The organism is Streptomyces sp. NPDC050856 (genome assembly GCF_040653855.1).
GTDB lineage: Bacteria > Actinomycetota > Actinomycetes > Streptomycetales > Streptomycetaceae > Streptomyces.
In genome coordinates this window covers 47320-70974 of record NZ_JBFAGV010000027.1, presented here as the reverse complement: position 1 = coordinate 70974, position 23655 = coordinate 47320, and the positions used below count along the sequence as shown (strand labels likewise).

The 23655-nt window shown below is 69.0% G+C and carries 23 protein-coding genes and 1 pseudogene; 6 read left to right on the top strand and 18 right to left on the bottom strand.

Going from position 1 to position 23655, the window contains the following annotated elements:
- Positions 1-5: 5 nt before the first annotated feature.
- The 8 genes from rpsC to rpsJ are packed head-to-tail and all read right to left on the bottom strand — an operon-like array spanning position 6 to position 4345.
- Positions 6-839: a 30S ribosomal protein S3 gene (gene rpsC / locus AB0H53_RS22525; RefSeq protein WP_362116105.1), complete on the bottom strand. Its 834-nt coding sequence runs from the start codon at positions 837-839 to the stop codon at positions 6-8.
- Positions 839-1186: a 50S ribosomal protein L22 gene (rplV, locus tag AB0H53_RS22520; protein ID WP_009327087.1), complete on the bottom strand. Its 348-nt coding sequence runs from the start codon at positions 1184-1186 to the stop codon at positions 839-841. Before rplV ends, rpsC begins: the two co-directional genes overlap by 1 nt.
- Positions 1187-1227: 41 nt before the next feature.
- Positions 1228-1509: a 30S ribosomal protein S19 gene (rpsS, locus tag AB0H53_RS22515; protein ID WP_010036728.1), complete on the bottom strand. Its 282-nt coding sequence runs from the start codon at positions 1507-1509 to the stop codon at positions 1228-1230.
- A 12-nt stretch (positions 1510-1521) separates the two neighbouring features.
- The gene (gene rplB, locus AB0H53_RS22510) at positions 1522-2358 is read right to left on the bottom strand and encodes a 50S ribosomal protein L2 (protein ID WP_362116101.1); all 837 of its coding nucleotides are present in this window, start codon (positions 2356-2358) and stop codon (positions 1522-1524) included.
- Positions 2359-2397: 39 nt separating this feature from the next.
- Positions 2398-2721 carry a 50S ribosomal protein L23 gene (rplW, locus tag AB0H53_RS22505; protein ID WP_362116098.1) on the bottom strand — a complete coding sequence of 108 codons (324 nt, stop codon included), beginning with the start codon at positions 2719-2721 and terminating at the stop codon, positions 2398-2400.
- Positions 2721-3371 (bottom strand): 50S ribosomal protein L4, encoded by a 651-nt coding sequence (gene rplD / locus AB0H53_RS22500; protein WP_362116095.1) that lies wholly within the window; start codon positions 3369-3371, stop codon positions 2721-2723. Before rplD ends, rplW begins: the two co-directional genes overlap by 1 nt.
- 7 nt (positions 3372-3378) lie before the next feature.
- Positions 3379-4023, bottom strand: a complete 645-nt coding sequence (rplC, locus tag AB0H53_RS22495; RefSeq protein ID WP_058942728.1) for a 50S ribosomal protein L3 — start codon at positions 4021-4023, stop codon at positions 3379-3381.
- A 13-nt stretch (positions 4024-4036) separates the two neighbouring features.
- Positions 4037-4345 (bottom strand): 30S ribosomal protein S10, encoded by a 309-nt coding sequence (rpsJ, locus tag AB0H53_RS22490; protein WP_003948644.1) that lies wholly within the window; start codon positions 4343-4345, stop codon positions 4037-4039.
- A gap of 737 nt (positions 4346-5082) precedes the next feature.
- Here rpsJ and AB0H53_RS22485 point away from each other — a divergent pair.
- The gene (locus AB0H53_RS22485; RefSeq protein WP_362116092.1) at positions 5083-5556 is read left to right on the top strand and encodes a hypothetical protein; all 474 of its coding nucleotides are present in this window, start codon (positions 5083-5085) and stop codon (positions 5554-5556) included.
- A 241-nt stretch (positions 5557-5797) separates the two neighbouring features.
- Here the strand turns inward: AB0H53_RS22485 and AB0H53_RS22480 are convergent, their stop codons facing one another.
- Genes AB0H53_RS22480 through AB0H53_RS22470 form a run of 3 tightly spaced genes read right to left on the bottom strand, consistent with a single transcriptional unit; the run spans position 5798 to position 8247 of the window.
- Positions 5798-6322, bottom strand: coding sequence for a hypothetical protein (locus AB0H53_RS22480; RefSeq protein WP_362116089.1), 525 nt, complete (start codon positions 6320-6322; stop codon positions 5798-5800).
- The gene (locus AB0H53_RS22475) at positions 6319-7761 is read right to left on the bottom strand and encodes a hypothetical protein (protein WP_362116086.1); all 1443 of its coding nucleotides are present in this window, start codon (positions 7759-7761) and stop codon (positions 6319-6321) included. The genes AB0H53_RS22480 and AB0H53_RS22475 overlap by 4 nt, the downstream gene beginning before the upstream one ends.
- A gap of 51 nt (positions 7762-7812) precedes the next feature.
- Positions 7813-8247: a hypothetical protein gene (locus AB0H53_RS22470; RefSeq protein ID WP_362116083.1), complete on the bottom strand. Its 435-nt coding sequence runs from the start codon at positions 8245-8247 to the stop codon at positions 7813-7815.
- A gap of 145 nt (positions 8248-8392) precedes the next feature.
- Between AB0H53_RS22470 and AB0H53_RS22465 the strand changes: the two are divergent.
- The 5 genes and pseudogenes from AB0H53_RS22465 to AB0H53_RS22445 all read left to right on the top strand — a co-directional run.
- Positions 8393-8590 (top strand): annotated as a pseudogene (locus AB0H53_RS22465) (ATP-binding protein); the annotation flags it as partial.
- A 231-nt stretch (positions 8591-8821) separates the two neighbouring features.
- Positions 8822-9718 carry a hypothetical protein gene (locus tag AB0H53_RS22460; RefSeq protein ID WP_362116080.1) on the top strand — a complete coding sequence of 299 codons (897 nt, stop codon included), beginning with the start codon at positions 8822-8824 and terminating at the stop codon, positions 9716-9718.
- A 101-nt stretch (positions 9719-9819) separates the two neighbouring features.
- Positions 9820-10068: a hypothetical protein gene (locus tag AB0H53_RS22455; RefSeq protein ID WP_362116077.1), complete on the top strand. Its 249-nt coding sequence runs from the start codon at positions 9820-9822 to the stop codon at positions 10066-10068.
- A gap of 23 nt (positions 10069-10091) precedes the next feature.
- Positions 10092-10250, top strand: a complete 159-nt coding sequence (locus AB0H53_RS22450; protein ID WP_362116075.1) for a hypothetical protein — start codon at positions 10092-10094, stop codon at positions 10248-10250.
- A gap of 1056 nt (positions 10251-11306) precedes the next feature.
- Entirely contained in the window at positions 11307-13394 is a 2088-nt protein-coding gene (locus AB0H53_RS22445) for a PIG-L family deacetylase (protein WP_362116072.1), read from the top strand.
- 341 nt (positions 13395-13735) lie between these two features.
- Here AB0H53_RS22445 and tuf read toward each other — a convergent pair whose 3' ends face one another.
- The 7 genes from tuf to AB0H53_RS22410 form a co-directional block, all read right to left on the bottom strand.
- Positions 13736-14929, bottom strand: coding sequence for an elongation factor Tu (gene tuf / locus AB0H53_RS22440; RefSeq protein WP_362116069.1), 1194 nt, complete (start codon positions 14927-14929; stop codon positions 13736-13738).
- Between the two features lie 150 nt (positions 14930-15079).
- Positions 15080-17206: an elongation factor G gene (fusA, locus tag AB0H53_RS22435; RefSeq protein WP_362116066.1), complete on the bottom strand. Its 2127-nt coding sequence runs from the start codon at positions 17204-17206 to the stop codon at positions 15080-15082.
- A gap of 38 nt (positions 17207-17244) precedes the next feature.
- The gene (rpsG, locus tag AB0H53_RS22430) at positions 17245-17715 is read right to left on the bottom strand and encodes a 30S ribosomal protein S7 (protein WP_031076642.1); all 471 of its coding nucleotides are present in this window, start codon (positions 17713-17715) and stop codon (positions 17245-17247) included.
- A gap of 2 nt (positions 17716-17717) precedes the next feature.
- A complete protein-coding gene (gene rpsL / locus AB0H53_RS22425; protein ID WP_003948652.1) occupies positions 17718-18089 on the bottom strand; it encodes a 30S ribosomal protein S12 in 372 nt (123 codons plus the stop codon).
- 258 nt (positions 18090-18347) lie between these two features.
- Complete coding sequence (locus AB0H53_RS22420) at positions 18348-18800, bottom strand: hypothetical protein (RefSeq protein ID WP_362116063.1); 453 nt, start codon at positions 18798-18800, stop codon at positions 18348-18350.
- Positions 18801-18808: 8 nt separating this feature from the next.
- Positions 18809-19570 carry a hypothetical protein gene (locus tag AB0H53_RS22415; RefSeq protein ID WP_362116060.1) on the bottom strand — a complete coding sequence of 254 codons (762 nt, stop codon included), beginning with the start codon at positions 19568-19570 and terminating at the stop codon, positions 18809-18811.
- Between the two features lie 153 nt (positions 19571-19723).
- Complete coding sequence (locus AB0H53_RS22410) at positions 19724-23623, bottom strand: DNA-directed RNA polymerase subunit beta' (protein WP_362116057.1); 3900 nt, start codon at positions 23621-23623, stop codon at positions 19724-19726.
- Positions 23624-23655: the final 32 nt, after the last annotated feature.

The following is a 23655-nucleotide window of genomic DNA, read 5'->3' as shown; positions in this document are numbered from 1 at the left end:
TTCGGTCAGGCCTCCGTTCCGGTGCTCTCAGCCGGAGCAGCGGCAGCGGCCTCGGCCTTGGGGGCCTCGGCAGCGGCACCGGCCTGCTGCGGCTTACGACCGCGACCGCCACGCTCGCCACCCCGGCCACCACGGCCGGCGGGGCGGTCAGCGCCACCACGGGCCGGGCGGTTGCCGGCACGGGCAGCGGCGTTCTCGGCGCGGACCTCGGCGATGTTCTTGACGTCGCCCTTGTAGATCCAGACCTTCACGCCGATGCGGCCGAAGGTCGTCTTGGCCTCGAAGAAGCCGTACTCGACGTTCGCGCGGAGCGTGTGCAGCGGCACACGGCCCTCGCGGTAGAACTCCGAGCGGGACATCTCGGCGCCGCCGAGACGGCCACCACACTGGATCTTGATGCCCTTGGCCCCCGCCTTCATCGCCGACTGCATGCTCTTGCGCATGGCGCGGCGGAAGGAGACGCGGGAGGACAGCTGCTCGGCAACGGCCTGGGCCACGAGCTGAGCGTCGACCTCGGGGTTCTTGACCTCGAGGATGTTCAGCTGGACCTGCTTGCCGGTGAGCTTCTCGAGGTCGCCGCGGATGCGGTCGGCCTCGGCACCACGGCGGCCGATGACGATGCCGGGACGCGCGGTGTGGATGTCCACCCGCACGCGGTCACGGGTGCGCTCGATCTCAACCTTCGAGATGCCGGCGCGCTCCATGCCGGACGTCATCATCCGACGGATGGCGACGTCTTCCTTGACGTAGTCCTTGTACAGCTTGTCGGCGTACCAACGCGACTTGAAGTCGGTGGTGATGCCGAGCCGGAACCCGTGCGGGTTTACCTTCTGGCCCATTACCGGGTTCCTTCCTTGCTGCTGACGACCACGGTGATGTGGCTGGTCCGCTTGCGGATCCGGTAGGCACGGCCCTGGGCACGCGGACGGAACCGCTTCAGGGTCGGGCCCTCGTCTACGTACGCCTCGCTGATGAACAGCGACGAGGCGTCCGTGTGGTCGTAGTTGTGCGCGGCGTTGGCGATGGCGCTGTCCAGCACCTTGCCGACCGGCACGCTTGCGGCCTGCGGAGCGAAACGCAGGACCGCCTGAGCCTCCGTGGCATCCATGCCACGGATGAGGTCCACCACTCGGCGGGCCTTCATGGGCGTGACGCGGATGTACCGCGCCTGGGCCCTGGCTTCCATGGTTGTCCCTTCGGTGTTAGTCATAGTCGTTCCACCCCGCGTTAGCGGCGCTTCGACTTCCGGTCGTCCTTGACGTGGCCGCGGAAGGTGCGAGTCGGCGAGAACTCGCCGAGCTTGTGGCCGACCATCGACTCGGTGACGAACACCGGGATGTGGGTCTTGCCGTTGTGCACCGCGATCGTGTGGCCCAGCATGGCCGGGACGATCATCGAGCGACGGGACCAGGTCTTGATGACGTTCTTGGTGCCTGCTTCGTTCTGGGCGTCCACCTTCTTGATCAGGTGGTCGTCGACGAAGGGCCCCTTCTTGAGACTGCGCGGCATCTAAACCCGCTCCTAGCGCTTCTTGTTCGTCTTGCGGCGGCGGACGATGTACTTGTTGCTCGCCTTCTTGGGAGAACGAGTACGACCCTCCTTCTGACCCCAGGGCGAGACCGGGTGGCGACCACCGGAGGTCTTGCCCTCACCACCACCGTGCGGGTGGTCAACCGGGTTCATCGCCACACCGCGAACGGTCGGGCGAACGCCCAGCCAGCGCTTGCGGCCGGCCTTACCCCAGTTGATGTTCGACTGCTCGGCGTTGCCGACCTCGCCGATCGTGGCGCGGCAGCGGACGTCGACCAGGCGGATCTCACCCGACGGCATGCGCAGGTGGGCCATCTGGCCCTCCTTCGCCAGCAGCTGCACGGAGGCACCCGCGGAGCGGGCGAACTTCGCGCCGCCGCCGGGCCGCAGCTCGATGGCGTGGATGGTCGTACCGACCGGGATGTTGCGCAGCGCCAGGTTGTTGCCGGGCTTGATGTCGGCGCCGGGGCCGTTCTCGACCCGGTCGCCCTGCGAGAGACCGCGCGGGGCGATGATGTAGCGCTTCTCGCCGTCCAGGTAGTGGAGCAGCGCGATACGCGCGGTGCGGTTGGGGTCGTACTCGATGTGAGCGACCTTGGCCGGCACGCCGTCCTTGTCGTGACGACGGAAGTCGATCACTCGGTAGGCGCGCTTGTGGCCACCGCCCTGGTGACGGACGGTCACACGACCGGTGTTGTTACGGCCGCCCTTGCTGTGCAGCGGGCGGACCAGCGACTTCTCCGGCGTGGACCGCGTGATCTCGACAAAGTCGGCGACGCTGGAGCCACGACGGCCCGGGGTCGTCGGCTTGTACTTGCGGATACCCATTTCTCAGTCCTCGTCCGATTCCGGACGACTCGACCTCCGTCAGGAGGTCGGGCCGCCGAAGATGTCGATACGGTCGCCCTCGGCGAGGGTCACGATGGCGCGCTTGGTGTTGGCGCGCTTGCCGAAACCGGTGCGGGTGCGCTTGCGCTTGCCCTGGCGGTTGATCGTGTTGACCCCGGTGACCTTGACCGAGAAGACCGCCTCGACGGCCTGCTTGATCTGGGTCTTGTTCGCGCGCGGGTCGACGACGAACGTGTACTTGTTCTCGTCCAGCAGCGCGTAGCTCTTCTCCGACACGACCGGCTTGACGAGGATGTCACGCGGGTCCGTGTAGGTCTTGCTGGTGACGGTCGCCTCGGACATCAGGCGTCGCTCCCTTCGGTCTCAGCGGCCTGAGGGCCAGACACGAAGGACTCGAAGGCGGCCTTGGTGAAGACCACGTCGTCAGAGACGAGCACGTCGTACGTGTTCAGCTGGCCCGGCTCCAGGATGTGCACCTGGGGCAGGTTACGGGCGGACAGCCACGCGGCCTCGTCGGCGCGGTCGACGACCAGGAGCAGGTTCTTGCGCTCCGAGATCTTGCCGAACAGCGTCCTGGCGGCCTTGGTGGAGACCTCGCCCTCGACCACGCCGGTGACGACGTGGATACGGGAGTGACGCGCCCGGTCCGAGAGGGCACCGCGCAGGGCGGCGGCCTTCATCTTCTTCGGGGTGCGCTGCGAGTAGTCACGCGGCACGGGGCCGTGGACGACGCCACCGCCGGCGAACTGCGGGGCGCGGGTCGAGCCCTGACGGGCGCGGCCGGTGCCCTTCTGGCGGTACGGCTTCTTGCCGCCACCGCGGACTTCGCCACGGGTCTTGGTCTTGTGCGTGCCCTGGCGGGCAGCGGCCAGCTGTGCGACGACGACCTGGTGGATCAGCGGAACGCTGGTCTTCGCGTCGAAGATCTCCGAGGGGAGCTCGACGGTCCCGGCCTTGTCGCCTGCCGGCGAAAGGATGTCAATGGTGCTCATCGTTACCTCAGGCCCCCTTGGCCGCGGTACGGACCAGGACGAGGCCGCCGTTCGGACCAGGAACCGCGCCCTTGATGAGCAGCAGGCCCTTCTCCGCGTCAACGGCGTGGACGGTCAGGTTCTGGGTGGTGACCCGCTCGTTGCCCATACGGCCCGCCATGCGGAGGCCCTTGAACACACGGCCCGGGGTGGCGCAGCCACCGATGGAACCGGGCGAGCGGTGCTTGCGCTGGGTGCCGTGACCGGCGCCGAGGCCCTTGAAGTTGTGACGCTTCATGACACCGGCGAAGCCCTTGCCCTTGCTCTTGCCGGTGACGTCGACCTTGACGCCCGACTCGAACACGGCAGCGGTGATCTCCTGGCCGAGCGTGTACTCGCTGGCGTCAGCGGTACGCAGCTCCACCAGGTGGCGGCGCGGGGTGACGTCGGCCTTGGCGAAGTGACCCTTGAGGGGCTTGTTCACCTTGCGCGGGTCGATCTCGCCGAAGGCGATCTGGACCGACTCGTAGCCGTCGATGTCGTTCGTGCGGACCTGGGTGACGACGCAGGGCCCGGCCTTGACGACGGTCACCGGGACAACCCGGTTGTTCTCGTCCCAGACCTGGGTCATGCCGAGCTTCTCGCCCAGGACGCCCTTAATGTTCTTAGCCATCTCGCGCGTCACCTCAGAGCTTGATCTCGATGTCGACACCAGCCGGCAGGTCGAGGCGCATGAGCGAGTCGACCGTCTTCGGCGTGGGGTCGAGGATGTCGATGAGGCGCTTGTGCGTGCGCATCTCGAAGTGCTCGCGCGAGTCCTTGTACTTGTGCGGCGACTTGATGACGCAGTACACGTTCTTCTCAGTGGGCAGCGGCACCGGGCCCGCGACCGACGCACCAGTGCGCGTCACCGTCTCGACGATCTTCTTCGCCGAGGAGTCGATGACCTCGTGGTCGTAGGCCTTGAGCCGGATGCGGATCTTCTGTCCCGCCATGGCTACTCAGTAGTCCTGTCTCTCGTAACGCTCTGGTACCTGGTGGCACGCACTTTGTCTCCGACCCACGCGGTCGGGCGTGTCGCAACCCCTCTACGGAGAAGTCCCGAAGGATTTCCCAACCAAGGGGGTGCGGGCCCGAGGACCGCGAGCCGGGGACAGACTGCGTTTACTTCGCAGTGGCCACCGGGTGCCTGGTCGGCGCCCCGCCCACGCTTCCCGAAAGATTCCCGTACGTCCGTCCCTGATCAGAGACGACGAGTACTGTGGGACTTGCTTCCGGTCCTCCCGGCGGGAGGCGCGCAGCATCGGCACTCAACCGAGCAACCCGGATAGTCTGCCATACGGGTCCTCTCGGACGCCAATCGAGCCGAAGAGATTACCCCGGAGGGGTTGCCTGTCAAACCGCGGCACGCGGGCGGCGGCGCCCCGGAGCCCGGGTTCCCCGGGTCCTCGCGGCCCGTCACCGCGCTTCGCGCGGACCGCCCCCGTCTCCCACGGACGGCCTCGGAGGCTCTCGCCAACCGCCGCGAGGTCTTCGCGCGGGCCGCCCCCGGGTTCCGCACCGGCCGTCGCGGTCCTTCTCTCCCGCCGCCCAGCCACTGCTGGTCGCCTCGTGGAGCCCGCCTGCGGGTCCCGGCGCCATCCACCCGCGCCCCCGATGACGGCCGCTGACTAAGATCGCTGACCGTCCGGGGCGCGGCGCCGCCCGCCCGGAAGCCGATCATGGGGGAAACATGCGCAACACAGTCGTCGCGACGGCGGTCGTCCTGGCCACGGGCCTGCTGACGGGCTGCGGAGGGAGCGCCGAGGACTCCGCGAAGGACCCCGCCGGCCAGCCGTCCCAGTCCTCGTCGCAGCCCCAGCCGCCGTCGGGGTCCGGAAAGCCGGGCGGCGGTTCCACGGGCAAGGGCACCCCGCGCGAGGTGACCATCGAGGTGCGGGGCAAGGGCCGGGCCATGGTCATGTGGACCCTTGACGAGTCGAAGACCGAGACGGTCACCCTGCCGTGGAAGCGGACGGCCACGATCACCCCGGAGGGCGCGGAGAAGAAGGTGGGCCGCCTGATCATCGTGACGCCCGGCACGGTCGAGGGCGAGAACGGCATGCTCACGGCGGCGGCGTGCACGATCACCGTGGACGGCGAGCAGGTCTCCGACAACGGAGGCGGCAAGATCGTCAAGCCCTGCTCGTACAAGCTGACGGGCTGAGGCAGGGCGGACACACGCGCCCCGCACCCGGCCGGGCCGGGTGCGGGGCGCGGTGCGTGCGGGGTCGGCGCTCAGCGCTCGGAGGCGTACGCCACGACGTGCGCCCCGACGCCAGGGCGGCGGCGCGTGGGCACCGCGTCGACCGCGACCGGGCGTTCCACGCGCCGCAGCCGGTGAACGCCTGGACCGCCGTACCGGCACCTCGCGTGGACAGGAACCCTGCCGGCTACGAGGGCCCGGCTCAGTACGCGGCCAAGTAGACCCGGACCCGGTCGCCCATGCCGTCTCCCACATGCATCTCGACTGCTTGGACGTGACTCCGCCGTGCATCACCGGCACACGGAGGGCACGCACTTGTCGAACGAACCCCCTCGAGTTGCTGCGGCGGGGTGAGGCCCAGGTGCTGGAACCCGTCGCCGCTCAGCGAGGAGGAGAGCCCCTGCGCCTCCAGAGGGTGCTCGGGGCGCAGATCGTCGGCTACGGACTTGGCGGTCTTCTGGTCGGTGAGGAAGGACAACAGGTAGACGCGTTCCCCTGGCTGCACCCGCACGGCGCCCTTCACCTCAGTAGCGCCGGGGGGCACCCGCACCTTCATGAAGGCGGCGGCTTCGGGCGCCCCTGCCTCCTTCTGCCAGTACGGGTACCGGTCGTCGCCGACGATGCGGTCACCGTGTCCGGCTGTGCAGGCGGAGAGCGCCAGCACAGTCGCCGCGACGGCTGCGGAGCCGGCCGTACGGCGCCCTACTGCCCTGCGCGTGTGCCTCACCGGTTCTTCTCCTCGCCCCGCGACACGTCAGTGCGCGTGCCTTCACGTCCTTGGTCTTCCGGGGATACGGCGGGCGGCGCTGGGTTGCTCAGGTCGTAGGTGTAGGGGGAACTGCTGCCCCGCATGTCGAACTCCCGCGCGATGCCCACCGTGTGCAGCCGCCCCATGTCGTCGTCCTTGATGACGATGCCGCCCGGGAAGGTCGTCGACTTCCCCGAATCCCAGTTGTAGCGATCCCACATGTTCACCTGGTACTCGAGCGAGACTCCAGGGGTCCTGCCCTGCGGACCAGGGGTGACGGTGACCACTCCCGAGACATTGTGCGCATTGGCCCCGACGGCATGGAACCATTCGTCGCTGGGCAGTGTCCTGTGCGCTGTCCTGCTCTCGACAGGGACGACTACGGCCTTGTCACCTCCCGCTCGCTGGAACTCGTCCAGCGCCTCTCGTCGCCACCGTTCCTTGTTGTGCGCCAGATGGTCCGTCTCGACCCACGAGCGGAAGTCGGAATCGTCGCTCAGGATCCGGTCCACATCGAGATCGAGCGGCGTACCAGTACCACTGAGGTAATGCAGCATGTTCCGGGATGCTCCGACTTCCCCGATGACATCTCCGGCCGTCGCCATGCTCAGGGCGAGCGCATGGAGCCGCACGTCCCCGGGCGTGGGATCTTCCGTGGCATACGCTCCCGAGCCTTTGTCGGCCGACTCCCATGTGTACTGCGGGTCCATGATCCCCGCTGTCCGCAGTTCGTCCCCTCGCTCCTTGAGAAGAATGCCCCGAGTCACCGGATGGAGGTCCCGCCACCACTCCGCGATCGCCTTCCTGCCCTCGGGCATGTTGGCAGCCTTACCAGCCTCCTCCAGGGAGGGATAGGGGCTGGCCGCCGGCCTTCTGTTGAATCCGTTGAATGTGCCGTCGAGAGAATCGGAGTCGCGAACGGCCGCTTCCAGGGCGACACGCACGCCGTCGTCGGCGTCACTGACAGCCTTGACCGCCTCGCTGAGACGCTGAGTCCACTCGTCCGCCCTCTCCTGGGCGCTCCGCCGGTAGTCGGGATCATGCAGGTACGCGGCGCGCACGCTTTGATCGAGTAGCGCCGTATCGAAAACAACGACGCCCTGGTCGGAAACCCGCATGCCGTCCTTGACGGCATCTGCACGCACAGCCTTGAGCCTGTTCCGCAGGTCGGTGAGTTGCGTATGGGCCTGGCGCAGGACAGAGGCCACGGCCATCGCCTCCTGCTGCGCTCCCTGGAACTCTTTGAGCGTCACGCTGAAACGGTCATTGGCGGCTTGAGCGCTGAGCCCTGACCAGGACGGCTGAAGCGGGATCGCATGGACAGCCCGCTTGTACTGATCCTCAAGTTTCTTGAACTTTCCCGCACTCTCCTCCCACTTGTCCGCCGCCGTGATGAGCTTGGACAGGTCGGTGCTCATGACTTCGTGGTAGGTCGGCACGTCCCCTCCCCGAAACGGTTGGCCAACTGGTCAGGCGCTGTTGATCCTGGACTCTCGCGCCATCCGCGCGGCGATGTCGAGCTCAATGTTCCCGAATTCGACCGCCGTCCTGGTCAAGAGGCCCCTTTCCGCCGCCAAGCGACCGAGCAGCGTCATGACCTGCTTCTGCCACGTCTCCTGCGCCTTCTTGAGGGCGTTCGAGGTGTCCCAGCCGTACCCATCCCTTGGGCCGAACTCCTTGACCGCGGTGCGTGTGCTCTCCGCAGCATGCTCGCCGTCCCTGCGTACGCCCGGCTCCAGGTCTTCACCGATCGCCTTCGCGGCTGCCTGTTTCCGGGCTGTGCTCGCGGCCAGGTCGGGCGTGGTACCCCCGCCCCCTGCCGGGGCAACCTGGTTCAGACGCGTCTGGGCCTCCTGGCGGGCCGTCGCCTCGGTCTTGATCTGTGTCCACTGGTCCCAGGTCATGGACTCCCCCTCGTCAACGACGTTCGCTCCTGCCCAACCTACTGTTCCGCCAGTCGGCCCTCCCGGCATATCCGTCTGATGATCACTCCCGCCCTGCCACGCATCCGTACTCCCGTGCCACTCCGCGCCGTCCACCGACGGCGACGAGTCGGGGCGGGGGCTTGTGATCGTGGAGGCTCTGAGCGACCGGTGGGGAGTGGTGCCCGAGCCGGTGCCGGGCAAGACGGTGTGGGCCGAGCTAAACCTCGTGTCGCCGCACGTGGCGACCGCCTCCACGTCTTCCGGCGGCCCAGGCCGGACACCACCCCTCCCACCCGCCGGGCGGCCTCACTCACAGGAGTGAATCGCTCAATTGGGCGACCTTCCGGGCCGGTTTCCCGTTCTACGCTCGCCCCGACACCCGACCCGGACTCACGGCGGCCCCCGGCCGGGACCAGCATTCCGGGCGAGGGCCTGACCACGGGCGCCACCCGGCGGACCACCGGTCCGAGCACCCTCCCGGCCGTTCCACTTCACTGCCGGCCCGGCGCCGCGTCGAGTACCGGGCCACTTACCTCACCTCGACAGGAACCGCATGGTCAGTTCACCCCATGAGGCGATGCACCGCATCTTCCAGGAGTACCCGGAGCTCTTCACCCGTGTCTCCGAGGTGCTGGGCATCTCCTTACCGCCTCCCACGTCCATCACGGTCCTGCCGACCGACCTCACCGAGGCCAGGCCCGTCGAACGCCGCGTGGACACACTGCTCCGGTTCGACACGGAGGAGGACGGGTCCTTCCTGCTGGCCGTCGAGGCACAGGGAAAGAAGGACGTCACGAAGCCCGCGAGCTGGGCGTACTACCTGTCCTACCTGCACACGAAGTACCGGCTTCCGCCACTGCTGCTGGTCGTCTGCCAGGACCGGGCGACCGCCGAATGGGCCGCCCGCCCGGTCCACATCGGCCCGGCCCAGTGGGCCGCGCTCACCCTGCGCCCCCTGGTGGTCGGTCCGCACAACATGCCGGTGATCACCAGCACCGCCGAAGCCCGGAAGGACCTGGCGCTCACCACGCTGGCCGCCATCGCACACGCCGGTGATCCGGACCTCGATGCCATACTGAAGGCAGTCTCCGGCGCCCTGCGCGACGTACCACAAGAGCTCTCGTACCCCCTCGCCGAACTCATCGCACAAGGCCTGGGCAGTCGCCCGGCCGCACAGCTGTGGAGGCACCTGATGGCCGTTGATCTGTCGTTCTTCACGTCGCCCATCGCGGAAGAAGTCCGGGACGAAGGCCGGGCCGAAGGACGAGCCGAGGGCCGGGCGACAGGTGTCGCGGAGAGCATCCTGCTGTTGCTGGCACAGCGCGGCGTCGAGGTCCCCGACGAGACGCGGGCGCGCATCACCGGCTGCGACGACCTCGACGTCCTGCACCGATGGCTGCTGCGGGCCCCCACCGCCACGTCCGCCGAGGGGATCTTCGCCGAGGAGTAGCACCCGGTGCTGTCCATGGGCAGCACCGGATCAGGGTCGGTCACTCTCCGTGGCCGACCCTCGCACGCGACCCGACCCGCCGCTCACCCGGAGACCTGCCGATGGCTCTCGATCCCTCCTTCTTCACGTCGCCCATCGCCGAAGAGATCCGGGACGAAGGCCGGGCGGAGGGCTGGGCGGAAGGCTGGGCGCAGGCCATTCTGATCCTGCTGGAGCAGCGCGGCGTCGAAGTTCCCCCCGATGTGTGGGACCGCCTCGTCACCGGCTGCAAGGACCCCGAAACCGCGCACCGCCAACTCACCCGTGCCGTCACCGCGCTGTCCGTGGAGGACGTCTTCGGGGACGACTGACTCCCCCCGGCTGCCGGCCGTCGATGAAGTTCTCGCGGTACGCGTCGCGGATGCGGCCGTTCGTCCCGGCTGCCAGCCAGGCGCTGGCGACGGAGAACCCGGGCGGCCCGGCGTCGGAGGAGTCCACGACCCGGGCGAAGAACGCGATCGACCTGGACGAGTGGGCCCGGTGGGCCGGATGAGCCTGGTGGACCGGCCGTGGCACCACCGGGGCCACCTGGACCGCCGGGGCACCCGGAAACGCCGACGCCGGCCCCCAGGATGGGCGGGCCCCCAGCCCGTACGTGAAGGGACGTCCGAAGCCCGGCCTCCCGACGCGGAGGCACCGAGTACGCGCCACCCGAGGCCGGAGACGCGGCGCACCCGCCCCGCCGCGCGGAGGTCACGGCGGGTCCGCGCCACGGCCGGCCGCCCGCACCCGGCTCCAGGCACGGGCGGCAGTGCACCACGCCCAATTCAGGCCTGGCACGCGGCGGCCATGGATGGCGGAGAACCGGAACCACGGTGAGGACAGTGGGCGGTCCGCCACCCGCTTGTCGGCGCACTGCGGCAGGAGCAGGACGGCCAGGGCCGTCGTCCCGTGCAGCCCCCGCCGCTCCGTAAGCGGGCCTCCTCGCCGGGCATCCACGGGCGGCGGCGGGCCTGCTGGACATGATCGCGTGCCTCTACCGCGGTCATGATGTGGCGGTCGCACAGCAGGCGAGCCGGATACGCCGGCCGGGGCTCGTCGTCGCCCGCACGGAGCGACAGCCTGAACCAACGGTCGGCGGTGGCGCTCGGGAACACCACGGCGGCCACGCCCCCCCACCGCCAGCACGGCGGGGCGGGGCGCCGGGAGAGCCGGTCGCCCGCCGTGACGCCCGCCGGACGACCGGCTCTTCCGCGCGCGTTCACGCCGGCCCTCCTCGGCGTCGCCCGGCATCACACGGGCGCGGGCCGGCGGCGGCAGTTGCGCGGCATGGCATCCACCTTGGCCACCCGGCGCGCGCAGGTGGCGCGGGCCTCGGCGCCAGAGCCGGCAGGCGCGGGCCGGGCCGCGACCGGGTTCGCGCCCCGCCCGGCCGCCGCGGGCCCGTGCCGCAGCCGGTGGCCGGTCAGGGCAACCTTGCCCGCCGATAATCCGTCTGTCCGAACGTACGGTCGCGGACCGGGGCCCGACCCGCCCCGCCGCCACCGCCGAGTCGACGGTACGCAGTCGGGGGCATCCGCTGCGGGGGGAAGCGGACGGAGCACCACACGTGAAGGACAGAACCGTGTCAGGGCTGCGCCCTGCCGCTTTCCGGCCCGGGCGCCGGGGTGTCGTCGCCTCCGCCGCCGCGCTCGCCCTGGCTGCCGTCACCGGCTGTTCGGTGCCCGCGCCCCGGCGGGGCGGCCCCAGCGCCGACCCGGCGCCCGGGATGCCGGTCGCCAGTTCGCGCCGCGCCCAGCTGATGCAGATCGCCGCGCACCCGGACGACGACCTGTACTTCATGAACCCCGACAGCCAGCGGATGGTGGACGCCGGAGTCCCACTCGTCTCCGTCTACGTCACCGCCGGCGAGCACGACGGCAAGAACCACATACCCGGCCGGAAGGACACCGTCGCCGACAAGGCGGCCTACTCCTCCGCCCGCCACCAGGGCCTCCGCCAGGCGTACGCGCGGATGCTGGGCCTGGACAGGTTCACCGCCTGGCGCAAGGGCGTCATCACTCTGCGGGGCGACCGGCGGGCCGAGATCAACACCCTCACCCACGGCAACCGCCGGGTCGAGCTGATCTTCCTCAACCTCGCCATGCACGCCCCGCGCCGCTGGACGGCGCTGCCCAGCCTGTGGAAGGACCGGGCGCTCGGCCTGCGCACCGTCGTGGCCGACGACTCCCCGGTGCGCAAGGCCGACACCTACGACTACGACGCCCTCGTCGACGTCCTGGTGGGGCTGATGGAGCAGTACCGGCCCACGGTGATCCACACCCTGGACCCGGACCCCGACATCCAGCACAGCGACGAGGAGACCCGTAGGAAGGACTCCGAGCAGCGCGGCTACTCCGACCACGCCGACCACACCGCGGTCGCCTGCTTCAGCTGGGCGGCCATGGTCCGCTGGGTGGCCGACGCGACGGAGGACGGCGGCGCGATACCCGGCTTCCTCGCCACGTCGTTCCGCGGCTACTACAACCGCCACTGGCCCAAGAACCTCCCCGCCCAGGTGCTCCGGGAGAAGGCCGCGCACCTCGTCCCGTACGGCGGCGACCCGTCGTGGCAGTGCGGCAACAGCGGCGGCTGCGGCGACTACAGCGTGGGCGGCACCCGCCCGCTCACCAACAAGAAGGGCTGGGTGCGCGCCACCCACTACCGCTACCCGGACGCGGGCCCGGTCGTCGCCGCCGGACCCGACGGGCGACTGGTGGCGTACGGGGTGCTGGGCCTGCGCGCGGTGCGCTGGCACGAGACGCGGGCCGGCAGCGGGCAGTGGGGCGAGCCGGACGACCTGGGCGGCGGGCCGCTGGCGCCCGGACTCGGCTCGGCACGGCTCGCGGACGGCAGGCAGCTGCTGTTCGGGCTGCGGTTCGCGGCGCTGGGCGGCCACGGGCACGCCAACAAGCGGGAGATCGTGCTGCTGGAGCAGGACGCGCCGGGCGGCCCGTTCCGCGCCTGGACCGGGCTCGGCAACCCGGAGCGCGGTGACGACCGGGGGCGGCGGCTGGGCGTGCCGGTGGCGGTGACGGGCGGGGACGGCCGGGTCCACCTCTTCGTGCGCAACGCCGACAAGGGCGTCAGCGGCCGGGTCCGCGAGAGCGACGGCACGTGGGGGCCGTGGCGGGACCTGGGCGGGGCCGAGGTCCAGGACGGGCTGGCCGCCGCGGTGGACGGCGCGGGCCGGGTGCACCTGTTCGCGGCCGGCCGGGAGCGCGTCCACCACTGGACGCAGGACTCCCCCGGCGCCCCGCTCGTCTTCCGTCCGGACGCCGCGCTGCCGCTGTCCGGGGGCCCGGTCGCGGTGGCCGCGGCTCCCGGCGGGGGCCTGGAGCTGTACTTCCGGGCCCCCGCGAAGAAGGAGCTGACGGGGGTGCGGCTGGACGGCACGGCGACCGGGCGGACGGCGTTCGACGGGTACGGGCCGGTCGCCGCGGCCGGCGCGCCCGGAGGTGCGCTGCTGCTCGGCAGGGACCTGCGCGGGCAGGTGGTGTTCCGCGGGCCGGACGGGAGCGTCGCCACCCGTACGCGGGGGACGGTGGCCCTGGAGTCGGCCACCCTGCGCGTGGGGCCCGGCGGGCCGGTGGCGGTGGGGCTGGGCGCGGACGGCTATCCGTGGACGTGGGCGCCGCAGGCCCGTACCCAGGGCTGAGCCGCGCCGCACTGGCCGCCGAGGCCGTCCACCAGGCCGCACTGGCCGCCGAGGCCGTCCCAGGAAGGGCTGCCCTGGCCGCCGAGGGTTCCGCGAGGCCCGACTGGCGGTGCGGGCCCGCGGCCGGCCCGGACACCGCCCGGAGGATCCGTCACGGGCCAGGCCGGATGACACCCGGCCTTGCGGCATCCGTCCGCGAGACGGCATCACCGACCCGCCGCCCCCCGGCCCGGCGGGACCCGCCGCGCCCGGCCGGCGCCCGGAACAGCAGGAGGGCCCCGCACCTGACGGTGCGGGGCCCTCGCTGGTGCTCGTGTGGAGCTACCAGGTCAAACCAACAATTACTTGTTGATCTTGGTGACCTGGCCGGCGCCGACGGTCCGGCCACCCTCACGGATGGCGAACTTCAGGCCCTCCTCCATGGCGACCGGCTGAATCAGCGAGACCGACATGGTGGTGTTGTCGCCCGGCATGACCATCTCGGTGCCCTCGGGGAGGGTCACGACGCCGGTCACGTCCGTGGTACGGAAGTAGAACTGCGGGCGGTAGTTGTTGAAGAACGGGGTGTGACGGCCACCCTCGTCCTTCGACAGGATGTAGGCCTGGGCCTCGAACTCGGTGTGCGGGGTGACCGAGCCCGGCTTGATGATGACCTGGCCGCGCTCGACGTCCTCGCGCTTGATGCCACGGAGGAGCAGACCGACGTTCTCACCGGCCTGGCCCTCGTCGAGCAGCTTGCGGAACATCTCGATACCGGTGACCGTGGTGGTGGTCTTCTCGGTCTTGATGCCGATGATGTCGACGGTCTCGTTGACCTTCAGGACACCACGCTCGATACGGCCGGTGACGACCGTACCGCGACCGGTGATCGTGAAGACGTCCTCGATCGGCATGAGGAACGGCTTGTCGACGTCGCGCTCCGGCTGCGGGATGGCCTCGTCGACGGCGTTCATCAGGTTGAGGACCGACTCGGCCCACTCCGGGTCGCCCTCGAGCGCCTTCAGAGCGGAGACCTTGACGACCGGAACGTCGTCGCCGGGGAACTCGTACTCGGAGAGGAGCTCACGCACCTCGAGCTCGACGAGCTCCAGGATCTCCTCGTCGTCCACCATGTCGGCCTTGTTCAGCGCGACGACGATGTAGGGGACGCCGACCTGGCGGGCCAGGAGGACGTGCTCCTTGGTCTGCGGCATCGGGCCGTCGGTGGCCGCGACCACGAGGATGGCGCCGTCCATCTGGGCAGCACCGGTGATCATGTTCTTGATGTAGTCCGCGTGACCCGGGCAGTCGACGTGCGCGTAGTGACGCGACTCCGTCTGGTACTCGACGTGCGCGATGGAGATGGTGATACCGCGCTGACGCTCCTCAGGAGCCTTGTCGATCTGGTCGAAGGCCGAAGCCTCGTTCAGGTCCGGGTACTTGTCGTGCAGCACCTTGGTAATGGCGGCCGTGAGGGTCGTCTTACCGTGGTCGATGTGACCGATGGTGCCGATGTTGACGTGCGGCTTAGTCCGCTCGAACTTCGCCTTCGCCACGGGGTTCCTCCTGAGAGTGGTTCTGTACGCCTTGGTTCATCGGCGCCAGGTGATCTTTGCTGGGATACCGGCCCCCCGAGGCACCCGCGCGATCCGCACGGGTGGCCCCGGAGTATCCGGTGACAAGCCTAAAGCGTGGACTCCGAAGAGTTACTCGCCCTTGGCCTTCGCGATGATCTCCTCGGCGACGTTCCTGGGAACCTCGGCGTAGGAGTCGAACTGCATCGAGTAGCTTGCGCGACCCGAGGTCTTGCTGCGGAGGTCGCCGACGTAGCCGAACATCTCCGAAAGCGGCACCAGGCCCTTGACGACCCGGGCGCCCGCCCGCTCCTCCATGGCCTGGATCTGGCCACGGCGGGAGTTGATGTCGCCGACGACCTCGCCCATGTAGTCCTCGGGCGTGGTGACCTCGACAGCCATCATCGGCTCGAGCAGCACGGGGCTGGCCTTGCGCGCGGCCTCCTTGAAGGCCTGCGAACCGGCGATCTTGAACGCGAGCTCGGAGGAGTCCACCTCGTGGTAGGCACCGTCGAGAAGCGTGACGCGGACGCCCGTCATCTCGTAGCCCGCGAGGATGCCGAACTGCATGGCCTCCTGCGCACCGGCGTCCACCGAAGGGATGTACTCCTTCGGCACACGGCCACCGGTCACCTTGTTGACGAACTCGTACGAGGCGTCGCCGCCCTCGATCGGCTCGATCGCGATCTGCACCTTGGCGAACTGACCGGTACCACCGGTCTGCTTCTTGTGGGTGTAGTCCACGCGCTCGACGGTCTTGCGGATCGTCTCGCGGTAGGCGACCTGCGGCTTGCCGACGTTGGCCTCGACCTTGAACTCGCGCTTCATGCGGTCGACGAGCACCTCGAGGTGAAGCTCGCCCATACCGCCGATGACGGTCTGGCCGGTCTCCTCGTTGGTGTGCACCTGGAAGGAGGGGTCCTCCTCCGCGAGACGCTGGATGGCGACACCCAGCTTCTCCTGGTCACCCTTGGACTTGGGCTCGATGGCGACCTCGATGACCGGCGCCGGGAAGTCCATGGACTCCAGGATCACCGGGTTCTTGTCGTCGCACAGCGTCTCACCGGTCGTGGTCTGCTTGAGACCCATCACGGCGATGATGTCGCCGGCGCCCACCGACTCGATCTCCTCACGCTTGTTCGCGTGCATACGGTAGATCTTGCCGATGCGCTCCTTCTTGCCCTTGACCGAGTTCAGCACCGCGGTGCCGGACTCCAGGCGACCGGAGTAGATCCGGACGAAGGTGAGCTTGCCGAGGTGCGGGTCGCTCATGATCTTGAACGCCAGCGCCGACAGCGGCTCGTCGTCGGACGGCTTGCGCTTGACGACCGTCTCCGGGTCCTTGACGTCGTGGCCCTCGATGGCCTCGATGTCGACGGGGGAGGGGAGGTAGCGCACGACCGCGTCGAGCAGGGGCTGGACGCCCTTGTTCTTGAACGCGGTGCCACAGAACACCGGGGTGACCGTGGTGCCGTCGGACTTGCCGGAGGCGATGGTGACACGACGGATGGCCGCGTACAGCTGCTCCTCGGACGGCTCCTCGCCGTTGAGGTACAGCTCCATGATCTCGTCGTCGTTCTCGGCGACGGTCTCGAGGAGCTTGCCGCGCCACTCGTCGGCGGCCTCGGTGTGCGTGGCCGGGATGTCGACGACGTCGTACATCTCGCCCTTGGCGGCCTCGGCGGACCACACCAGGGCCTTCATGCGGACGAGGTCGATGACGCCCTTGAAGTCGGCCTCGGCACCGATCGGGAGCTGCATGACGATCGGCGTCGCGCCCAGGCGGTCGCTGATCATGTCCACGCAGCGGTGGAACTCGGCACCGGTGCGGTCGAGCTTGTTGACGAAGCAGATACGCGGAACGCCGTAGCGGTCCGCCTGACGCCACACGGTCTCGGACTGCGGCTCGACGCCGGCCACGCCGTCGAACACCGTCACGGCACCGTCGAGCACACGCAGGGAACGCTCCACCTCGACGGTGAAGTCGACGTGACCCGGGGTGTCGATGATGTTGATGGTGTGGTCGACGTCCTCGAGCGGCCAGTGGCAGGTCGTCGCGGCGGACGTGATCGTGATGCCGCGCTCCTGCTCCTGCTCCATCCAGTCCATCGTGGCAGCGCCGTCGTGGACTTCACCGATCTTGTAGGAAACACCGGTGTAGAAGAGGATGCGCTCGGTGGTGGTCGTCTTGCCCGCGTCGATGTGGGCCATGATCCCGATGTTGCGGACCTTGGCCAGGTCAAGCGAAGTGGTAGCCATAAGGCTTCAGTCTTCTCTCGGTCTCGATGTGGGTGCGACTACCAGCGGTAGTGCGCGAAGGCCTTGTTGGACTCGGCCATCTTGTGCGTGTCCTCGCGCTTCTTGACCGAGGCGCCGAGGCCGTTGGAGGCGTCGAGCAGCTCGTTCATCAGGCGCTCGGTCATGGTCTTCTCACGACGGGCGCGCGAGTAACCGACCAGCCAGCGCAGCGCGAGGGTGGAGGCACGACCGGGCTTGACCTCGATCGGCACCTGGTAGGTGGCGCCACCGACACGGCGGGACTTGACCTCAAGAGACGGCTTGACGTTCTCGAGGGCGCGCTTCAGCGTGATGACCGGGTCGTTGCCGGTCTTCTCGCGGAGGCCTTCCATGGCGCCGTAGACGATCCGCTCGGCGGTGGAACGCTTGCCGTTGAGCAGGATCTTGTTGATGAGCGAGGTCACCAGAGGAGAACCGTAGACCGGGTCGATGATGACCGGGCGCTTCGGGGCGGGGCCCTTACGAGGCATTCTTACTTCTCCTTCTTGGCGCCGTAGCGGCTGCGGGCCTGCTTGCGGTTCTTGACACCCTGGGTGTCGAGCGAGCCGCGGATGATCTTGTAACGAACACCCGGCAGGTCCTTCACACGGCCGCCACGCACGAGCACGATGGAGTGCTCCTGCAGGTTGTGTCCCTCACCCGGAATGTAGGCCGTAACCTCGATCCCGCTGGTCAGACGCACACGCGCGACCTTACGCAGGGCCGAGTTCGGCTTCTTCGGGGTGGTCGTGAACACGCGCGTGCAGACGCCGCGACGCTGAGGGGAACCCTCGAGTGCGGGCGTCTTGTTCTTCTCGACCTTGTCCTGCCGGCCCTTCCGGACCAGCTGCTGGATCGTAGGCACTACTTCTCCGGTTTCTGTGTGCCGTTAGTAAAGCTAACCTGGAACGTCGCCGACCCACGCGGTCGGGTGTGTCGAATGCTGCGAACTCCCGCCGCGAGGCGGGAAGGGGCGCAGATCGCGGTGGCCGATGCTCGACTCGCCATGCGGTTGAGGACACGCACAGGAGCCCAGGCACACCCCAGGCACAAGGTCTGAGCGTACCTACCGTATGGACTGGGGTCAAAACAAATGCGGAGGAGCACGGTCAGCCACCTGCCCTCACGGCATGTCCGGCGAGACCTCGGCGCGACCGGTCCGGGCGTTCCGGAGGTGTTCCCGGATCAGCCGGACGTCCTCCCGGTCCTTCTCCCGGTCGTACCGCTCCTTCCACATCAGGACCTCACGCAAGGGGCAGAAGGGGATGCCGCGCACCCACTCCGCGCCGTTGATCATCTCGTCGGGGTCACGAGTACCCGGCAGCCAGCGGTCGAAGACCTCGATCCCGCCTCCGCAGAGCATCACCACGCGGCCGTGACCGGAGGGCGCCGGCACGGGATCGGCCCGGCCCAGCACCATCCGCCACGCCGCTCCACGGGCGACGATGTCGAGGTCCCCGACCGTGTCCCTGAGACCGTGGGCGAGCAGTGGCCCGCTCCCCGCTATCACGTAGTCGGCGGCCGGGAGGCCGAGCGCCAGCAGTTTCCGGATCAGCGGGTGCTCGGTCAGCTCCACAAGCTCTCCTAGAGGACGGGCAGCCCCATCACCGCGCGAGCGGCCATGCTCATCGTCAGCGCCGCGATGACGCTCGCCAGGGTACCGATCAGGAAGTACTCGGAGGCATGGGTGCCGTGGTCCGCCGCCGGAACGCGCGCCAGGGACTTGGCCGCGAGCACCAGCGCGGCCGCCTCCGGCTGCCCGGCCGCCAGGAAGGCGAAGAGGAGACCCCGCTCCAGCAGGCCGATGGCCCGCCCGCCGCTGTTCATGAACTCCGTGGCGGCGTCCCGCTCGGGGCCGGCCGGAAGGGACTCGATCTCCCGGACCACCGGCCCGGTGGCGACCGCGGCCAGCACACCGCCACCGAACACGGCGATGAGGAGAGCGGAGAGAACCACGGCCGCGCGGTCGCTCAGCAGCAGGTCGGCACCGAGCGAGGCGGTCGTCGCGCCCGCCACCCACGACGACAGCAGGACAGCCGCCCCGAAGGCGGCCGCACCCAGGCGCCTGGACAGCGGCAGGTTCCCCGTGGACAGGGGAAGTGTGAGGGTGAGCCCCACGCCTCCGGCGTCCGCCGAGCGGTGCCACAGGGCCACCGAACCCGCCAGCAGGGCGGCCGCGGCCAGAGCGCCCCACGGCCGGCCCTCGTCGCGGTAGGGGGCTATGGCGTAGAGCCCGTAGCCGAGCGAGAACAGAACGGTCAGTCCGGCCCGGGAGCGATGCCAGCCCGCCCCGAGGGGGACGACCACCGCTGCCGCCAGGCCGAACGAGAGCCGAGCCGTCTCCACTCCCCCGCCTTCCCAACTCCCCGTCCTGGAACGGGCTTTCACGCCCAGCGCCGAACCGGATCATAACGTCCCGGCGGCCCGGGAAACGCCGAAGGGCGGCCACCCCGTGCGAAACGGGGTGGCCGCCCTTCTCAAGCGGCTCGAACTGCTCGCTTACTGGTTGTACGGACCGTAGTCGTAGTCCTCCAGCGGGACGGCCTGGCCGGAGCCGGTGCCGAACGGCGAGTAGTCGATGTCGTCGTAGCCGACGGCCGAGTACATCGCGGCCTTGGCCTCCTCGGTCGGCTCGACCCGGATGTTGCGGTAGCGGGACAGGCCCGTACCGGCCGGGATGAGCTTACCGATGATGACGTTCTCCTTGAGGCCGATCAGGGAGTCCGACTTGGCGTTGATCGCCGCGTCGGTGAGGACCCTGGTCGTCTCCTGGAAGGACGCCGCCGACAGCCACGACTCGGTGGCGAGCGAGGCCTTGGTGATACCCATCAGCTGCGGACGGCCGGAGGCGGGGTGACCGCCCTCGGTGACCACACGACGGTTCTCGGACTCGAACTTCGACCGCTCGACCAGCTCGCCCGGCAGCAGCTCCGCGTCGCCGGACTCGATGATCGTCACGCGGCGCAGCATCTGCCGGATGATGATCTCGATGTGCTTGTCGTGGATCGACACGCCCTGCGAGTTGTAGACCTTCTGGACCTCGCCGACCAGGTGGACCTGGACGGCGCGCTGGCCGAGGATGCGCAGCACGTCGTGCGGGTTGGTGGCACCCGCGGTGAGCTTCTGGCCCACCTCGACATGGTCGCCCTCGGTGACCAGGACCTTGGCGCGCTTGGAGATCGGGTACGCCGTCTCGTCGCTGCCGTCGTCCGGGGTGACGACGATCTTCTTGGTCTTCTCCGTCTCCTCGATCCGCACGCGGCCGGAGGCCTCGGAGATCGGGGCGACACCCTTGGGCGTACGGGCCTCGAAGAGCTCGACGACACGGGGCAGACCCTGGGTGATGTCGTCACCGGCCACACCACCGGTGTGGAAGGTACGCATCGTGAGCTGGGTACCGGGCTCACCGATGGACTGGGCGGCGATGATGCCGACCGCCTCACCGATGTCGACCAGCTTGCCGGTGGCGAGCGAACGGCCGTAGCAGAAGGCACAGGTGCCGACCGCGGACTCACAGGTCAGGACCGAGCGGGTCTTGACCTCCTCGACGCCCGCGTTGACCAGGGCGTCGATGAGCACGTCACCCAGGTCGACGTTGGCCGGCGCGATGACCTTGCCGTCCACGACGACGTCCTCGGCGAGCATCCGCGCGTACACGGAGGTCTCGACGTCGTCCGCCTTGCGCAGCACGCCGTCGGCGTCGCGCTCGGCGATCCGCAGCTTCAGACCGCGCTCGGTGCCGCAGTCCTCCTCGCGGATGATGACGTCCTGCGAGACGTCCACCAGACGACGGGTGAGGTAACCCGAGTCGGCGGTACGCAGGGCGGTGTCCGCCAGACCCTTACGGGCACCGTGCGTGGAGATGAAGTACTCCAGCACGGACAGGCCCTCGCGGAAGGACGCCTTGATCGGACGCGGGATGGTCTCGTTCTTGGCGTTCGACACCAGACCACGCATACCGGCGATCTGCCGCATCTGCATCATGTTTCCTCGGGCACCCGAGTCAACCATCATGAAGATGGGGTTCGTCTTGGGGAAGTTCGCGTTCATCGCCTCGGCGACCTCGTTGGTCGCCTTGGTCCAGATCGCGATGAGCTCCTGCGTGCGCTCTTCCTTGGTGATCAGACCGCGCTCGTACTGCTTCTGGACCTTCTCGTCCTGCGCCTCGTAGCCCTTGACGATCTCCTTCTTCGCCTCGGGAACGACGACGTCGGAGATGGCGACGGTGACACCGGAACGGGTCGCCCAGTAGAAGCCGGCCGCCTTCAGGTTGTCGAGCGTCGCCGCCACGATGACCTTGGGGTAGCGCTCGGCGAGGTCGTTGACGATCTCGGAGAGCTGCTTCTTGCCCACCGAGTAGTCGACGAACGGGTAGTCCTCGGGCAGCAGCTCGTTGAAGAGCGCGCGGCCCAGGGTCGTCCGCAGGCGGAACGAGTCACCCTGCTGCCACTGCGGCTCACCCTCCTCGGCGACCGGCGGGGTCCAGCCACGCGGCGGGACGGTGCCGATCGGGAAGCGGATGTCGACCTTCGCCTGGAGCGAGAGCTCCCGGGCGTCGAAGGCCATGATCGCCTCGGCGGTGGAGTTGAACGCGCGGCCCTCGCCGCGCACCTCGCGCTCCTCCTCGTCCGTGGTGAGGAAGAAGAGGCCCAGCACCATGTCCTGGGTAGGCATGGTGACCGGACGGCCGTCGGCCGGCTTGAGGATGTTGTTCGAGGACAGCATCAGGATGCGGGCCTCGGCCTGCGCCTCCGCGGACAGCGGCAGGTGCACGGCCATCTGGTCACCGTCGAAGTCCGCGTTGAACGCGGTGCAGACGAGCGGGTGGATCTGGATGGCCTTGCCCTCGACCAGCTGCGGCTCGAAGGCCTGGATGCCGAGGCGGTGCAGGGTGGGCGCGCGGTTCAGCAGCACCGGGTGCTCGGCGATGACCTCTTCGAGGACGTCGTACACCACGGTGCGGCCGCGCTCGACCATGCGCTTGGCCGACTTGATGTTCTGCGCGTGGTTCAGGTCGACCAGGCGCTTCATCACGAACGGCTTGAAGAGCTCCAGCGCCATGGCCTTGGGCAGACCGCACTGGTGCAGCTTGAGCTGCGGGCCGACGACGATGACGGAACGCGCCGAGTAGTCGACTCGCTTACCGAGCAGGTTCTGGCGGAACCGGCCCTGCTTGCCCTTCAGCATGTCGCTGAGGGACTTCAGCGGGCGGTTACCGGGGCCCGTGACCGGGCGGCCGCGGCGGCCGTTGTCGAACAGGGCGTCGACGGCCTCCTGCAGCATCCGCTTCTCGTTGTTCACGATGATCTCGGGGGCACCGAGGTCAAGGAGACGCTTGAGGCGGTTGTTGCGGTTGATGACGCGGCGGTACAGGTCGTTCAGGTCGGAGGTCGCGAAGCGGCCACCGTCCAGCTGCACCATCGGACGCAGGTCCGGCGGGATGACCGGCACGCAGTCCAGCACCATGCCCTTGGGGCTGTTGCTGGTCTGCAGGAACGCGGAGACGACCTTGAGGCGCTTGAGCGCACGGGTCTTCTTCTGGCCCTTGCCGGTACGGATGATCTCGCGGAGACGCTCGGCCTCCTCCTCCAGGTCGAAGGACTCCAGGCGCTTCTGCAGCGCCGCGGCACCCATCGAACCGTCGAAGTACGTGCCGAAGCGGTCGCGCAGCTCGCGGTAGAGCAGCTCGTCGCCCTCGAGGTCCTGGACCTTGAGGTTCTTGAAGCGGCTCCACACCTCGTCGAGACGGTCGATCTCGCGCTGGGCGCGGTCGCGGAGCTGCTTCATCTCACGCTCGGCGCCCTCGCGCACCTTGCGGCGCACGTCGGCCTTGGCACCCTCGGCCTCGAGCTCGGCCAGGTCGGTCTCGAGCTTCTTGGCGCGGGCCTCGAGGTCGGCGTCGCGGCGGTTCTCGATCTGCTGGCGCTCGACGGAGACGTGGGCCTCCAGCGAGGGCAGGTCGCGCGTGCGGCGCTCCTCGTCCACGTACGTGATCATGTACGCGGCGAAGTAGATGACCTTCTCGAGGTCCTTCGGGGCCAGGTCCAGCAGGTAGCCCAGGCGGGACGGGACGCCCTTGAAGTACCAGATGTGGGTGACGGGAGCGGCCAGCTCGATGTGGCCCATCCGCTCACGGCGCACCTTAGCGCGGGTGACCTCGACGCCACACCGCTCACAGATGATGCCCTTGAAGCGGACACGCTTGTACTTGCCGCAGTAGCACTCCCAGTCCCGGGTCGGACCGAAGATCTTCTCGCAGAAGAGTCCGTCCTTCTCGGGCTTGAGGGTGCGGTAGTTGATGGTCTCCGGCTTCTTGACCTCGCCGTGGGACCACTGACGGATGTCGTCCGCGGTGGCCAGGCCGATCCGCAGCTCGTCGAAGAAGTTGACGTCGAGCACTATGCGTCAATCCCTCTCAGGGTTGAGTCTCA

What these genes read in the sequence shown, in the direction of transcription:
- rpsS (WP_010036728.1), bottom strand. Translation starts at nt 1,509, where the DNA reads ATGCCGCGCAGTCTCAAGAAGGGGCCCTTCGTCGACGACCACCTGATC.
- AB0H53_RS22455 (WP_362116077.1), top strand. Translation starts at nt 9,820, where the DNA reads ATGGCTCTCGATCCCTCCTTCTTCACGTCGCCCATCGCCGAAGAGATC.
- rplD (WP_362116095.1), bottom strand. Translation starts at nt 3,371, where the DNA reads ATGAGCACCATTGACATCCTTTCGCCGGCAGGCGACAAGGCCGGGACC.
- AB0H53_RS22470 (WP_362116083.1), bottom strand. Translation starts at nt 8,247, where the DNA reads ATGACCTGGGACCAGTGGACACAGATCAAGACCGAGGCGACGGCCCGC.
- rplV (WP_009327087.1), bottom strand. Translation starts at nt 1,186, where the DNA reads ATGGAAGCCAGGGCCCAGGCGCGGTACATCCGCGTCACGCCCATGAAG.
- rplB (WP_362116101.1), bottom strand. Translation starts at nt 2,358, where the DNA reads ATGGGTATCCGCAAGTACAAGCCGACGACCCCGGGCCGTCGTGGCTCC.
- rplW (WP_362116098.1), bottom strand. Translation starts at nt 2,721, where the DNA reads ATGTCCGAGGCGACCGTCACCAGCAAGACCTACACGGACCCGCGTGAC.
- AB0H53_RS22450 (WP_362116075.1), top strand. Translation starts at nt 10,092, where the DNA reads ATGAAGTTCTCGCGGTACGCGTCGCGGATGCGGCCGTTCGTCCCGGCT.
- fusA (WP_362116066.1), bottom strand. Translation starts at nt 17,206, where the DNA reads ATGGCTACCACTTCGCTTGACCTGGCCAAGGTCCGCAACATCGGGATC.
- AB0H53_RS22485 (WP_362116092.1), top strand. Translation starts at nt 5,083, where the DNA reads ATGCGCAACACAGTCGTCGCGACGGCGGTCGTCCTGGCCACGGGCCTG.
- rplC (WP_058942728.1), bottom strand. Translation starts at nt 4,023, where the DNA reads ATGGCTAAGAACATTAAGGGCGTCCTGGGCGAGAAGCTCGGCATGACC.
- AB0H53_RS22475 (WP_362116086.1), bottom strand. Translation starts at nt 7,761, where the DNA reads ATGAGCACCGACCTGTCCAAGCTCATCACGGCGGCGGACAAGTGGGAG.
- AB0H53_RS22460 (WP_362116080.1), top strand. Translation starts at nt 8,822, where the DNA reads ATGGTCAGTTCACCCCATGAGGCGATGCACCGCATCTTCCAGGAGTAC.
- rpsG (WP_031076642.1), bottom strand. Translation starts at nt 17,715, where the DNA reads ATGCCTCGTAAGGGCCCCGCCCCGAAGCGCCCGGTCATCATCGACCCG.
- rpsJ (WP_003948644.1), bottom strand. Translation starts at nt 4,345, where the DNA reads ATGGCGGGACAGAAGATCCGCATCCGGCTCAAGGCCTACGACCACGAG.
- rpsC (WP_362116105.1), bottom strand. Translation starts at nt 839, where the DNA reads ATGGGCCAGAAGGTAAACCCGCACGGGTTCCGGCTCGGCATCACCACC.